Below are 11,643 nucleotides of genomic sequence, written 5' to 3'. Positions count from 1 at the left end.
CAAGTCGGATGCGCATTCTGGACCTCGGGCTCATCCCTTATAATGAAGGCGTTGAGCTACAGCTTGAAACTCTCAACAACGTATTGGATGGCAAAGAGGAGAATACCCTTTTTGTTCTGGAACACCCGAAAGTCATTACGTATGGCCGTCAAGGCGGAGCCGAAAACCTGCACGTGGATGAGGGCTTCCTCAAATCACAAGGGATAGAGCTGGCCCAAACCACGCGGGGCGGGAACATCACCTGTCATTTCCCCGGTCAACTGGTTGCCTACCCCATTTGGCGGGTGGAGAAACGGCCGGGCGGCATGCGCCGATTCTTCCATGACATGGAGGAAGCGGTCATCAATACCTGCGCTCATTTTGGCGTATCAACGAAGCGGCGCAAAGGGCACCCGGGGGTCTGGGTGGACGAGTCGCGCAAAATATGCTCAATGGGCATCGGTGTCAAACGCTGGGTCACATACCACGGCCTGGCACTCAACGTCGGCCCGGACATCAGTCTGTTTGAAATGATCACGCTGTGCGGCATTCAGGGAGCGACGCCAACGTCCATTTCCCGTGAATCCGCTAACGATATAGACATGAAGGAAGCCAAGGATGTCTTCATCCAAGAATTCAGAAAAGCCTTTGCGGATTCCGCCGTGGCTCCGCGTTAAGCTACCAAAAGACGAAAACTTTTCCTGTACTTCAGGATTGATCAAGGACCTGAAACTCAACACGGTCTGTCAGTCGGCGAAATGCCCCAACAAGTGGGAATGTTTCTCCAAGAATGTAGCGACATTCCTCATCATGGGCCGCATATGCAGCCGCAACTGCGCTTTCTGCAACATCACTCCCGGCGACATACTGCCGCTTGATTCGGATGAACCGCAGCGCGTGGCAGAGGCCGCACACCGGCTGGAACTCAAGCATGTCGTTATCACATCCGTTACTCGCGACGACCTGCCTGACGGCGGTTCAGCGCATTTTGCAGCCACCATTCGTGCTGTCCATGAACGCATGCCCGAGTGCACCATTGAAGTACTCATCCCGGATTTTCAGGGCGATGAAGACGCGCTGAAAACGGTCCTCGATGCCGGGCCGGATGTGCTCAACCACAATCTGGAGATAGTGCCCGATCTCTATGACGAGATCAGACCGCAGGCAAATTACCGCCAGAGTCTGGAGCTTTTGGAGCGCGCCAAACGCATCGCACCGACCATCCCGACGAAGTCCGGTATCATGGTTGGACTGGGCGAAACAGACGAGCAGATCATGCCTGTTCTCGATGACCTAGCTGCCATCAACTGCGACATCGTCACCATTGGTCAATACATGCAGCCAACGCGGCATCATCCCATGGTCAAACGATACGTTGAACCTGAGCAATTCGATAAATATGCTGAAGAAGGCACCAAGCGCGGCCTGAAGCATATGTTCAGCGCTCCGCTGGTTCGCTCCAGCTACAACGCCGAACAATTTGTCGGCTCCAAGTCCTAATAAGTGAAAAGGCTCAGTTAATTACACTGAGCCTTTTTTACTTCGTTAAAAGATACCGTCCCAATCACGTATTCTGAGATCAATACGCGGCACCCCCTGAAAGCGATCTATCTTGGGAGTGAACGCGAATCGCATCACCCTCCCCTGCACATCACGCTTGAGCTTGTCTGCCATGCGCCAAGCCTTACCCGGCAGTCTGGCGCCGGTCACATCGTCGGCCAGTACCAATTTGACATGCTCTCGCTCTCTGCCGAACGTTCTGTGCTCAGCCACTGTTACCGGGGCCGAGGCAAAAACCGGCTCCGGGTTACCCATGCCGTAGGGCTGGAGCATTTCCAGTTCGGAAAGCAACGTGTGGGTGATTTCACCAAAGGGCAGCTCCCGATCCAGCTTCAAGGTCGGCGTCAGCGGTTTAGGCCCCAGTTTCTCGACAACATGGTCATTGAACTGCTCGCGAAGAGCGTCCAGTTGATCCGGCTGAATGGACAACCCAGCAGCCAGTTTATGCCCGCCGAATCCATTCAGAATCGGACTGATAGCTTTAAGACTCTCATGCAAATCAAATTCGGAAATACTTCTTCCTGACCCCTTGTAGAGGGTGCCATCTTCCGTAGCGCACAGGATCAATGTGGGCCTGTAGTATTTTTCTACAACGCGTGAAGCAACAATACCGATGATACCCGGGTGCCAATGTTCCGCAAACAGAACCAACCCGGCCTTGTCGCGCATGGACTCTGCCTGCGCAAAGGCTTCCTCGGTTATTTCCTGCTCCTGACGACGACGCTCCATGTTGATGGCGTTCAACTCCTCAGCAAACGGCATGGCTTCGTCAAAGGACTTGGCAAGCAGGAGACTCAACCCCTTTCCGGGGTCACCCATTCTGCCTGCAGCGTTGATTCTTGGTGCGAGATTGAAGCCAATCTGACCGGCACCGAGGTCGGCATCGCGTTCATACTCGCTGACCACCTTGAGCGCAGCGATTCCGGGACGCTTGGCTTCCTTGATCACCAGCAGTCCGTTTTTAACCAAAATTCGATTCATGCCCTTGAGGCTGACCACATCAGCGACTGTTCCCAGCGCCACGAGATCAAGCAACTCGCGAATTTCTGCAGGTGTACCTGGCAGCAGTTTGTTCAGCGCGGCCATGAGCATGAATGCCACGCCAACACCTGCCAGATCGTCATACGGTCCACCCTCGCTCAATCGCGGGTTACAGATCGCATGGGCATCCGGCAAAGTGTCGCCCGGAAGGTGATGGTCGGAGACAACGACGGTCATCCCCAGCTCACGAGCACGGGCCACGGCTTCATGATCGGATATGCCGCAATCGACTGTCAGCAACACACCGACACCATCTTGCGCCAGACGCTCTACCCCTTGAACATTAACACCGTACCCTTCTTCCATGCGATTGGGCAGATACTGAAGAATATCGATGGAGCGAGCAGAAAAGAAATCCGATACCAGCGCTGTAGAGGTGATTCCGTCAACATCATAGTCACCCCAGACCGCCAATTTGCGCCCTTCGCCCAGCGCCTGAGTCAACATCTCAGCAGCCTCTTTCAACCCCGGGACTTCATTGGGGTCAGCCAAATGCCGCAGGCCCGGACTTAGAAATTGATCCATTTCCTGCAAAGAGCTCAAGCCCCTGTTCATGAGGATATCAACAATAAGCGGAGAAACGGACAGTTCCTCCGCCATGCGCACGGCTTCATCGGGCGAGGGCTTCTCCCCTCGCGCTTTCCATATACAAGGCAATATTTTTTCCTATGGCTAATTGAGCAATTGAACGAACTCTTCGACCTCGTCGGACTCGGCCAGCTCATCCGTGATTTCCATCACTTCATCAAGGTCCAGCTCCATATCAATACAGAGCTGCTCCACTCGACCGGCGTAGGGTCCCTCGGGGTCGGCAACGGCATGGGCCGCATAGTCGGCAAGGCAAATGATGGTAGCTTCGTTACTGTACCCTGGCGCCAATTCCGGCGAATGATGCCAGTTTACCGGTTCCACCAACATATCTGGAAGATCCCAGGATTTTAAAACAAGCGCGCCAATGACAGCGTGATCCACGCCCCAGTAGCGATCTTCGGCTTCAGAATCCACTATTTCTTCATCCTCTGCCAGCTCGACCATGGCCTGCCAGTCATCTGGCCTGAACATAGCAGTAATGAGTTTGCCGATGTCATGCAGCAGCCCGGCTGTAAAGAGATTCTGCGGGTTGCCAACACCGACCAACCGGGAAAGTTCTTTGGCAACCGTCCCCACCAGAAAGTGATGCTCCCAGTATTCTGCCAGCACGAAATCGTCAGGAAGCGGATACTTGGCAGCAAGACGCTGCACCCCGAGCATCAAAACGATATTACGAATCTCATTCAGCCCAATAACGGCAGCAGCCCGCTCCACAGAGCCGACTTCCGCCTGAAGCCCGTAGTATGATGAGTTGGCCAGGCTGAGAATACGTGCCGTCACACCCTGATCCTTACTCAGGGTTTCACCGATCTGCTGCATCGTGGCGTTTGAATTTTCTCCGGTCTGACTGTGCAATTGCTGCAGCAGAGCGGGAGAGAAAGGAAGATCTTCTCGAGTATTCGACAGCTCCCGGAGGAAGTCCTTAATCTTCTCCTGGTACATGAAAACTCCTTGTCGGCGCAGGCTTGAAATTCAAATAAGTGTCGTTTCTACAATCACTCCGAGTCAGCTTCAGAAGTCTCTGCAACATCCTGGATATCCTCGTTATCCCGAACAAAGCCTTTGCTCTTGAGGAACGCCCAGAACATCTTGCTTTCCTTGAGATTCGGATTGATCTCCAGACTCTTTCTCAAATACTTCTTGCACTCTTCTACATCCCCTTTCTCGTAGTAGCAACGGGCAATGTTGTGGAACAGGTGCTCATCATCACGCACCAACTCCTGCGCTCTGAGATAGTATTTCAACGCCTGATCAAACATACGATTTTTCCGCATGTTGATACCAAAGTCATTGAAGAGATGTTTGTGTTCCGAGTGAAACGCTCCGTCCAGTCCGACAATACGTTCAAAGATATCGTTGGCTCTGACCTGATCCCCTCGATCAAGATACGTCAGACCCAAACCGAAGTTGGCTCGGACATTCTCTTCATCGACGGCTGTGACCTGCTTGAACTCGAATTCGGCGCTGTAGGCAGCCCCACGCTCCCGATGTTTTTCACCACGCACAATGGAGTCGTCCACCTTCTTGATCGCCGGGTAGACGGTGGTCATGTAGAATTCTGGTTCTGGACTGTATTTGGCTAGAAAATCGTCGCGATCAATGGTCCGCTTCGGACCGGAAGGGATGTAGTTGCGGTTGAGGGGTTGGATTTCAATACGTCCGTCTGCCAGTTCTTCACCACTCCAGTAGGTCTTCTGAATGGTTCGACGCTGCGTTGTGCCTGTACCCACTTTGGAAACAGACTGTGTGGAGAAGACCCCTTTGATCTTCTCCGCACCATCACGGACGATATCCTTTTCCTGCGGCTTCTTGCCGCTCTGATTCGTCATTGTAACCCCTGTTATACGCGCTGCATCTCCTCCATGATGGCCAAGGCCACCTCTTTGGGCGATGCTGCACCGGTGATGGGTCGTCCCACCACCAAATAATCCGACCCGTTTATTACAGCCTGAGCGGGCGTCACAATTCTCCTCTGATCATCCTTGGCACTGTCCGCAAGACGAATGCCAGGAGTCAGACAGATGAATGCATCACCGCAAGCCTGCTTTATCCGTTCCGCTTCCAAAGCGGAACAGACAACCCCATTTAAGCCATATTGCTTGGCTTTTACAGCAAGGTCAAGGGCCATCTCCGACGGCGGCGGCGCATTATCCACCGGCAAATCCCCTTCTGCCATGGACGTCAGCATGGTGACAGCCAGAACAATGGGTGGCGTTCCGCCATCAGGAGTGCCTTCGAGAGCCCCCTGCATGGCTGCTGCCCCCATACGCTCTCCGCCCAAGGCATGGATGTTAACCATGTCCACCCCCAGTCGGGCAGCCGAGCGGATCGCACCCTGCACAGTGTTGGGAATATCAAAGAATTTCAAGTCCAAAAAGACGTTAAAGCCCTTTTTTTTCAACTCGGAAACAACCAGCGGTCCCTCTGCCGTGAACAACTCAAGACCAACCTTCATCCAGGGGACAACACCAGTTACAGTATCCGCCATTGCCAGTGCTGATCGGGCATCCTTGTAGTCAAGGGCAAGAACAAGCTCAGCCATCGATCCCCCAGTCCTTCTTAATGATCTGTTCCACATCTGTCCGCAGTTCCGGTTTGCATGCACCAGCTACGAAAACGGCACGCAGTTCTTCGTACGCCTTATCCAGATCATCATTGATGATCCAGTAGTCAAAGAAACCGGCTTCAGCGATTTCCCCTTCGGCATTGGCCAGACGCTTGCTGATGGATTCTTCCGAGTCAGTTCCCCGGCTGGTAAGACGTCGAATCAACTCTTCCTTGGATGGAGGCAGAAGGAAAATGAACGTTCCCTTGTAGAACGTCTTTTTCAACTGTTTGGCTCCCTGCACATCGATATCAAAGAGGACATCCTTACCCTGATCAAGCATGTTGACCACCGGCTGCGTCGCCGTGCCATAGAGATTGCCGTGGACTTCAGCCCACTCGCAGAACTCACCCTGACTGCGCATGGCGACAAACGTGTCACGTGAGACAAAATGATATTCACGACCGTTCTGTTCATCCCCTCTGGGCTTGCGGGTCGTATAGGAAACGGAGAAGCCGAAATTCGGAAACTCTTCTCGCAGTTTGCTGATTAATGTTGATTTACCGGTGCCGCTCGGCGCACAGACCACAATGATCTGGCCCAGGCGGGAAACATTTTCAGACATTTATTCTCCCTCTTCTGCGCTGAAACGCTGTGCAATTGTTTCAGCCTGGATGGCGGACAAGATAACGTGGTTGGAATCGGTGACGATGATTGCTCGTGTCTTGCGTCCGAGGGTGGCATCAATGAGCCGTCCTTCCGCTCTGGCGTCTTCACGAAGACGACGCATGGGAGCACTGGAAGGCAGCGCAATGGAAACCACCCTGTTCAGCACCACGAAGTTACCGAAGCCGATGTTGAGTAACCCCTGTTTTGCCATGATATCCCCTTAGCTCACTGGCGGTTATTCGATGTTCTGAACCTGTTCGCGGCACCGTTCCAATTCAGCCTTGAAATCAACGACCAGACGGCTGACCGTGGTGTCCTGCGCCTTGTTGCCGCAGGTGTTAATCTCGCGGAAGGTCTCCTGCAGAAGGAAATCAAGCTTCTTACCGGCATCACCGGGGGTGCTGAGGACTTCACGAAGACGATCGAGGTGAGCATCAAGGCGGGTCAACTCTTCCGACACGTCAAGCTTGTCGGTGAGGTGAGCCACTTCCTGCAGCATTCTGTCTTCGGAGAATTCAGCTCCGGCGCTCTCCAGCATTTCCTGAATGCGCTGCCTGAGGCTGCTCTTCTTCTCTTCCAGAATCTCCGGCACGCGCTCGCCGATCTTGTCGGCCAGATCCTTGAGCACATCAAGGCGAGCCAGCAGATCCTTGACCATGGCATCGCCTTCCAAAGAACGGGCGCTCACCCAATCCTTGAGGGCGGCTTCGAGCCCTGCAGTCAGGGATTCGGTCAGGCCGGGGTCCGGCTCACTGCCGTTGTCGCGCCACAGGGAAGACATGGACAGAACCTTGTTGTAATCGGGCTTGAACAAATCACCGCGGGCCGATGCCAACTGCTCCATCTGCTCAAACATGGCTTTGGCCATGGTCTCGTTGAACGTAACGCCCAGGATGGCGGAGTCCAGTACTTCAAGATTAAGGGAGATATCCACCCGCCCGCGAGAGGCATGGGTCCGAACGATCTTTTCCCAGCCATTCTCCAGGCTGCGCAGGTAACCGGGCATACGCCACTTCACATCAAGAAAGCGGCCATTGACACTTTTGATTTCCCATACGTGGGTCCAAGCATCATCATTTGTCTCATTACGACCGAAACCGGTCATGCTAACTGGCATATATATTCCTTTTTGGTCTATCCGCGTATTGTATGACGATTCTACGTTTGCGGATTGTTCAGCATGTTTTTATACGACTGACGCATTTTTGTCAGCCGCGATTTCATATCGTCTCCTGCATAGTCAGGAAACGTCCATGGAAATTCGACCCACTGTTTCTTTTGCCACATGAGCGTCAGGTCGGCCCATATGCCATCTTTCAAGTAAATTCGATGCGAATAGTTTTTGCCGGTGGCAAGGACAAGGCGCTGGACGGTGATGAACCCCGGATCGAGGTTGAACATCCGCTGGCCTTCATTGGCCTGGGATTGCTCAAGTTCATTGGTGAACAGCTTAATATCCGCCAGTTCATCCAGTGGGCGGAGTGTCGCAAAGGAGACCAGTCGTCTGGTGATGGGCGTCCCCAGTTCCTGATCATAATAATCCGTCTGGTCAAAGGCGAACACCTCGGACACATGGTCCGCCTTGCCAAAACGCTCTTCCAACGTATCAAGCAACCCCGGCCAGCATTCATCCCATCTCGAACTCAGGATGGAGATGATCAGCAGCCCTGGATCGGGAATGATCGGCGTACTCATTTGATCACCTCAAACGGTTCCGCAAGAATGACATTTTTACGAAGCTCAACAGGTCGTGCGCGCACAAGTGAACGAGGGGCCGCGCCATCCAGTGTTTTTGTAAAGCGGCACGCAGCATAGTATTCACTGACGCCGCGACCGGAGTCGTCCTGCTGAAGGACATTGAGGCTCTCTACAGTGAGCAGCTTGTCCAGAAATGCGGTTTTCTTCCCGTTGATCAACGAGCGCAGACGGGCAGCCCGTTCTTTACGAACCGGCACATCAACGCTGTCCGCCAACTCCAGCGCCTTGGTTCCGGGGCGTTCTGAATATGGGAAGACATGACCATAGGTCAGCGGCAGTTCCCGGCACAGCTCCAATGTCTCTTCAAAGTGAGCCTCGGTCTCACCGGGGAATCCGGCGATCAAATCCGCGCCCAGACCTGCGACAGGCCACTCGGCCTTCATGCGCTGCATGAACTCCACGGCCAGTTCCGGAGAATAGTGACCGCGTCCCATGTTTTTGAGCACTTCAGCCGATCCGCTCTGTAAGGAAAGATGTAGCTGCGGACAAACCATGGTGGATGCAGCAAGTGTGTCGAACGCCTTGTCCGTCAACTGGCCCGGTTCCACCGAAGAGATTCTGAATCGCGCACGCCCGCCCCAGTCGAGCCCGAACTCCTGCTCAAGGTGAGATACAAGATCCCAAAAATCGACCTTATCAGCCAAGCCACGACCGTAATGGCGCAGATTGATACCGCTGAGGATAAACTCACGGAATCCCGCTACTAACAGCCGGGAGATTTCATCGACAACTTCGTCCATGGGGCGGCTGACGGATTTACCACGAGTCAGCGGGACAATGCAGTAAGTACACCTGTGGGAACACCCATCCTGCACTTTGACGACGGCTCTGGAACGGCCGTAACCGGAGATGGAAAAAGGAGCGAAGTGCGGCTTATCAGCCTTTGACTGCTGCTTAGCTTCCGGCCCTTCAAGGAGCACGGATTTGTCTTCCTGCTTGATCACACGAACAACACCCGGCAACTCGGCGAGCTCTTCGGGCATGACCTGGGCAGCACAGCCGGTAATGATGATTTCCGCAGTCGGGTTGTCCCTATGAAAACGGCGCACGGTCTGCCGCAGGTCAGCTACGGCATTGGCGGTCACAGCGCAGGAGTTGACCAGTATGAGTTCGGCGTCTGTTGCCGAATCCACTTCACGAGCCTGCATGCCGGACGTATCGCGCACCCATGCCTCCGCAATGGAACGGGTCTCGTACTGGTTAATCTTGCAACCCAGGGTGGCGGTGAAGAAAGTAATCATGCTATATTCAATTTGGTAATGCGTTACGACATCAACCCATAAGGTAAATGCAATCTCATGACAAAAAAAGTTTATTTGACAACGATCTCACTCTCGCTGCTCGTCATCCTCATCGGTTGCCCACCGCCCCACCAAACATCCGGAAACATTTCCATGGCCCTGAAGGATTATGAGCAGGCCGTAGTTCAGTATCAAAAAGGACTTGAAAGCGACCCGGATTCAGTGACACTGCTGACAGGCCTGGGACGCGCCCACTACAATCTGGGCGAATACGACGAAGCCATTGAAGCGTTTCAACACTCGCTCGACATAGAAGAGTATCCACTGGCATCATTCTATCTCGGACTGACCTATATCGCCAAGGATGAACGCGAAAAAGGATTTCGCATCCTTCACGCTTTCCGGTATACAGGCAAGCGTTATTTAACCAAGTCCGTACGCGACATGGCATACTACCTGGAGCCTCAGACCACAGCTACCTCCGAGGAGATTACTACCAAGATGTTCCGCGCCTGGAACGACGGTCTGGCCATGGAAGAGGACGCCGCACGTCCCGGTAATTAATGTGCGCTGACAAGCGGCCTAATGGAAAAGCGCAAAAGGGTCAAATCATGAAATATACCATTGCATCCATACTTCTCACGCTCCCCCTTCTTTTCTCCTGCGCTGGCGGGCAGGTCACCGTTGGGACCGGCAGCGGCATGGCTGGTGTTTCCGCCCGTGCCGGTGTCACCATTCAGTTCGGCCTCCATGGCGACTATCTCTATAACACGAACAGCAAAGCCTACAGCAACAACAAACGGGGTTTGAGCGCCTTTCGTGATGCCGACTATCTTGCGGCAAAACAGATTTTCCAGTCGACACTCGACACGTACCCCAACAATTCCGATGCGACCTTCTATCTCGGCCTGACGATGATCTACCTTGATGAACGCGAGCAGGGATTCGATTTGCTGGCTTCCTATGAAGACTCCTACAGCAATCGCATCAAACAGGAAGTGCTCTGGTGGGCAGATTATTGTCGAAAGAAACCGGAAATGACCGCCGAAAAGATTCATCACACAATGACCCGCAACCGCGCCCAAGCCTATCGTGAGACCGAGCGCTTCTACTATGAACGACGCCGCGATTTCTGGCGCTGATCAAAGAATCGGAGACTCGATGACCCCACCGCCGAGGACGACACCGTCTTCGGTGTACACGGCTGCGATCTGACCGGGAGTCGGGCGGGAGTGTGATTCCAGAAAGTTGATGACAAGCTTATCGTCTTTAAGTGTGACCGTTCCCGGCTTTGCCTTTTGTCGATAACGGGTCTGGATCATGACGGTTTCCGGCCAATCTGCCGGATCAGCCATGCAATTCACCTGAGCAGCGATGCACCCTTTTGAGGCGAGTTCATCCTTGGTGCCGACAATAAGCGTGTTGCGCGAAACATCCTTGTCCAGCACATACAGCGCTTCTTTCCACGCAATCCCCAAGCCGCGCCGTTGGCCCTGGGTGTGACGCCAAAGCCCGTTATGCGTGCCGACTTTGGTTCCATCCGACAAAACAGCCGGTCCCTTGCCGCCCATTTTTCCACGGCTCAACAGAAACGCCTGATAGTCATCGTCAGGCACAAAGCATATTTCCTGACTTTCACGAGGGATCGGCGGTTCAAGTCCGTACTTGTCGAGCAGACCCATTACGTCTTTCTTGAAAATCTCTGCCAAGGGGAAGTGCGCACGTCGCAACGTATCGGAGGGCACCAGTGAAAGGAAGTAACTCTGATCTTTGGAACTGTCAGCGCCGCGAACAAGCATCCTGCCCAATTCGCCCCGCTCTTCCATGCGCACATAATGGCCGGTGGCGATTTCATCGGCTCCGAGTGAGCGCACGGCATCGAAAAGGATTCCGAATTTCATCCGGGGATTGCACATGGCGCACGGATTCGGTGTCAATCCTGCCTTGTATGCCGTCACGAACGGAGCAATGACCTCACGGTCAAAGACTTCATGGAGATCAAGAGCGTGAAATGGCACATCGAGTTTTTCGCAGACCGCCGTCAACCCACTGGTCACTTCGCCCCAGGCCGGACTTGGGGGTAGGAAATGGCCGTGAACAGCCATAACATCAAATCCCTGCTCCTTCATGAGGACCAGTGAGAGCAGGCTATCCATACCTCCACTGACAGCAACCGCGACCTTCATTTACTGAACTCCAAGCTCTGTTATCGTGGCCTTAATCAATGCCACATAGTTTCCTGATATCATAAAAAAGCCG

At 53.7% G+C, this 11,643-nt stretch carries 14 protein-coding genes; 4 read left to right on the top strand and 10 right to left on the bottom strand.

The window, feature by feature from the left end; genetic code table 11:
• Nucleotides 1-8: 8 nt before the first annotated feature.
• Both lipB and lipA read left to right on the top strand, forming a co-directional pair.
• Entirely contained in the window at nucleotides 9-656 is a 648-nt protein-coding gene (gene lipB / locus DPRO_RS19065; protein WP_097013507.1) for a lipoyl(octanoyl) transferase LipB, read from the top strand.
• On the top strand, nucleotides 598-1,479 hold the full coding sequence (gene lipA / locus DPRO_RS19060; RefSeq protein WP_097013506.1) for a lipoyl synthase: 882 nt from the start codon (nucleotides 598-600) through the stop codon (nucleotides 1,477-1,479). Before lipB ends, lipA begins: the two co-directional genes overlap by 59 nt.
• A gap of 45 nt (nucleotides 1,480-1,524) precedes the next feature.
• Here lipA and recJ read toward each other — a convergent pair whose 3' ends face one another.
• From recJ to mtaB, 9 genes are read right to left on the bottom strand one after another with little or no spacing between them, the layout of a single operon-like run.
• Nucleotides 1,525-3,237 (bottom strand): single-stranded-DNA-specific exonuclease RecJ, encoded by a 1,713-nt coding sequence (gene recJ / locus DPRO_RS19055; protein WP_097013505.1) that lies wholly within the window; start codon nucleotides 3,235-3,237, stop codon nucleotides 1,525-1,527.
• A gap of 15 nt (nucleotides 3,238-3,252) precedes the next feature.
• Nucleotides 3,253-4,113, bottom strand: a complete 861-nt coding sequence (locus DPRO_RS19050; RefSeq protein WP_097013504.1) for an HDOD domain-containing protein — start codon at nucleotides 4,111-4,113, stop codon at nucleotides 3,253-3,255.
• A gap of 53 nt (nucleotides 4,114-4,166) precedes the next feature.
• Nucleotides 4,167-5,000, bottom strand: a complete 834-nt coding sequence (locus tag DPRO_RS19045; protein ID WP_097013503.1) for a tetratricopeptide repeat protein — start codon at nucleotides 4,998-5,000, stop codon at nucleotides 4,167-4,169.
• Nucleotides 5,001-5,011: 11 nt separating this feature from the next.
• Entirely contained in the window at nucleotides 5,012-5,713 is a 702-nt protein-coding gene (gene pyrF / locus DPRO_RS19040; protein ID WP_097013502.1) for an orotidine-5'-phosphate decarboxylase, read from the bottom strand.
• The gene (gene gmk, locus DPRO_RS19035; RefSeq protein WP_097013501.1) at nucleotides 5,706-6,341 is read right to left on the bottom strand and encodes a guanylate kinase; all 636 of its coding nucleotides are present in this window, start codon (nucleotides 6,339-6,341) and stop codon (nucleotides 5,706-5,708) included. The genes pyrF and gmk overlap by 8 nt, the downstream gene beginning before the upstream one ends.
• A complete protein-coding gene (locus tag DPRO_RS19030; RefSeq protein ID WP_097013500.1) occupies nucleotides 6,342-6,596 on the bottom strand; it encodes a DUF370 domain-containing protein in 255 nt (84 codons plus the stop codon).
• 24 nt (nucleotides 6,597-6,620) lie between these two features.
• Entirely contained in the window at nucleotides 6,621-7,502 is an 882-nt protein-coding gene (locus DPRO_RS19025) for a YicC/YloC family endoribonuclease (protein ID WP_097013499.1), read from the bottom strand.
• Nucleotides 7,503-7,543: 41 nt separating this feature from the next.
• Nucleotides 7,544-8,080 carry a DUF4416 family protein gene (locus DPRO_RS19020; protein WP_097013498.1) on the bottom strand — a complete coding sequence of 179 codons (537 nt, stop codon included), beginning with the start codon at nucleotides 8,078-8,080 and terminating at the stop codon, nucleotides 7,544-7,546.
• Complete coding sequence (gene mtaB, locus DPRO_RS19015) at nucleotides 8,077-9,384, bottom strand: tRNA (N(6)-L-threonylcarbamoyladenosine(37)-C(2))-methylthiotransferase MtaB (protein WP_097013497.1); 1,308 nt, start codon at nucleotides 9,382-9,384, stop codon at nucleotides 8,077-8,079. Before mtaB ends, DPRO_RS19020 begins: the two co-directional genes overlap by 4 nt.
• 57 nt (nucleotides 9,385-9,441) lie before the next feature.
• Between mtaB and DPRO_RS19010 the strand changes: the two genes are divergently transcribed.
• Nucleotides 9,442-9,948: a tetratricopeptide repeat protein gene (locus tag DPRO_RS19010; RefSeq protein WP_097013496.1), complete on the top strand. Its 507-nt coding sequence runs from the start codon at nucleotides 9,442-9,444 to the stop codon at nucleotides 9,946-9,948.
• A 47-nt stretch (nucleotides 9,949-9,995) separates the two neighbouring features.
• The gene (locus DPRO_RS19005) at nucleotides 9,996-10,526 is read left to right on the top strand and encodes a hypothetical protein (protein WP_157917565.1); all 531 of its coding nucleotides are present in this window, start codon (nucleotides 9,996-9,998) and stop codon (nucleotides 10,524-10,526) included.
• Here DPRO_RS19005 and mnmA read toward each other — a convergent pair whose 3' ends face one another.
• The gene (gene mnmA / locus DPRO_RS19000; RefSeq protein WP_097013494.1) at nucleotides 10,527-11,570 is read right to left on the bottom strand and encodes a tRNA 2-thiouridine(34) synthase MnmA; all 1,044 of its coding nucleotides are present in this window, start codon (nucleotides 11,568-11,570) and stop codon (nucleotides 10,527-10,529) included. It abuts the gene before it with no gap.
• Nucleotides 11,571-11,643 lie beyond the last annotated feature (73 nt).

Origin of the sequence: Pseudodesulfovibrio profundus (genome assembly GCF_900217235.1) — a bacterium.
In the GTDB taxonomy this organism is placed as follows: domain Bacteria; phylum Desulfobacterota; class Desulfovibrionia; order Desulfovibrionales; family Desulfovibrionaceae; genus Pseudodesulfovibrio; species Pseudodesulfovibrio profundus.
This window is presented reverse-complemented; position numbering and strand designations above follow the sequence as displayed.

Bases quoted from the DNA above. Each gene is read 5' to 3' on its own strand.
- lipB (WP_097013507.1), top strand. From the start codon at position 9: ATGCGCATTCTGGACCTCGGGCTCATCCCTTATAATGAAGGCGTTGAG.
- lipA (WP_097013506.1), top strand. From the start codon at position 598: ATGTCTTCATCCAAGAATTCAGAAAAGCCTTTGCGGATTCCGCCGTGG.
- DPRO_RS19050 (WP_097013504.1), bottom strand. From the start codon at position 4,113: ATGTACCAGGAGAAGATTAAGGACTTCCTCCGGGAGCTGTCGAATACT.
- DPRO_RS19045 (WP_097013503.1), bottom strand. From the start codon at position 5,000: ATGACGAATCAGAGCGGCAAGAAGCCGCAGGAAAAGGATATCGTCCGT.
- pyrF (WP_097013502.1), bottom strand. From the start codon at position 5,713: ATGGCTGAGCTTGTTCTTGCCCTTGACTACAAGGATGCCCGATCAGCA.
- gmk (WP_097013501.1), bottom strand. From the start codon at position 6,341: ATGTCTGAAAATGTTTCCCGCCTGGGCCAGATCATTGTGGTCTGTGCG.
- DPRO_RS19030 (WP_097013500.1), bottom strand. From the start codon at position 6,596: ATGGCAAAACAGGGGTTACTCAACATCGGCTTCGGTAACTTCGTGGTG.
- DPRO_RS19025 (WP_097013499.1), bottom strand. From the start codon at position 7,502: ATGCCAGTTAGCATGACCGGTTTCGGTCGTAATGAGACAAATGATGAT.
- DPRO_RS19020 (WP_097013498.1), bottom strand. From the start codon at position 8,080: ATGAGTACGCCGATCATTCCCGATCCAGGGCTGCTGATCATCTCCATC.
- mtaB (WP_097013497.1), bottom strand. From the start codon at position 9,384: ATGATTACTTTCTTCACCGCCACCCTGGGTTGCAAGATTAACCAGTAC.
- DPRO_RS19010 (WP_097013496.1), top strand. From the start codon at position 9,442: ATGACAAAAAAAGTTTATTTGACAACGATCTCACTCTCGCTGCTCGTC.
- DPRO_RS19005 (WP_157917565.1), top strand. From the start codon at position 9,996: ATGAAATATACCATTGCATCCATACTTCTCACGCTCCCCCTTCTTTTC.
- mnmA (WP_097013494.1), bottom strand. From the start codon at position 11,570: ATGAAGGTCGCGGTTGCTGTCAGTGGAGGTATGGATAGCCTGCTCTCA.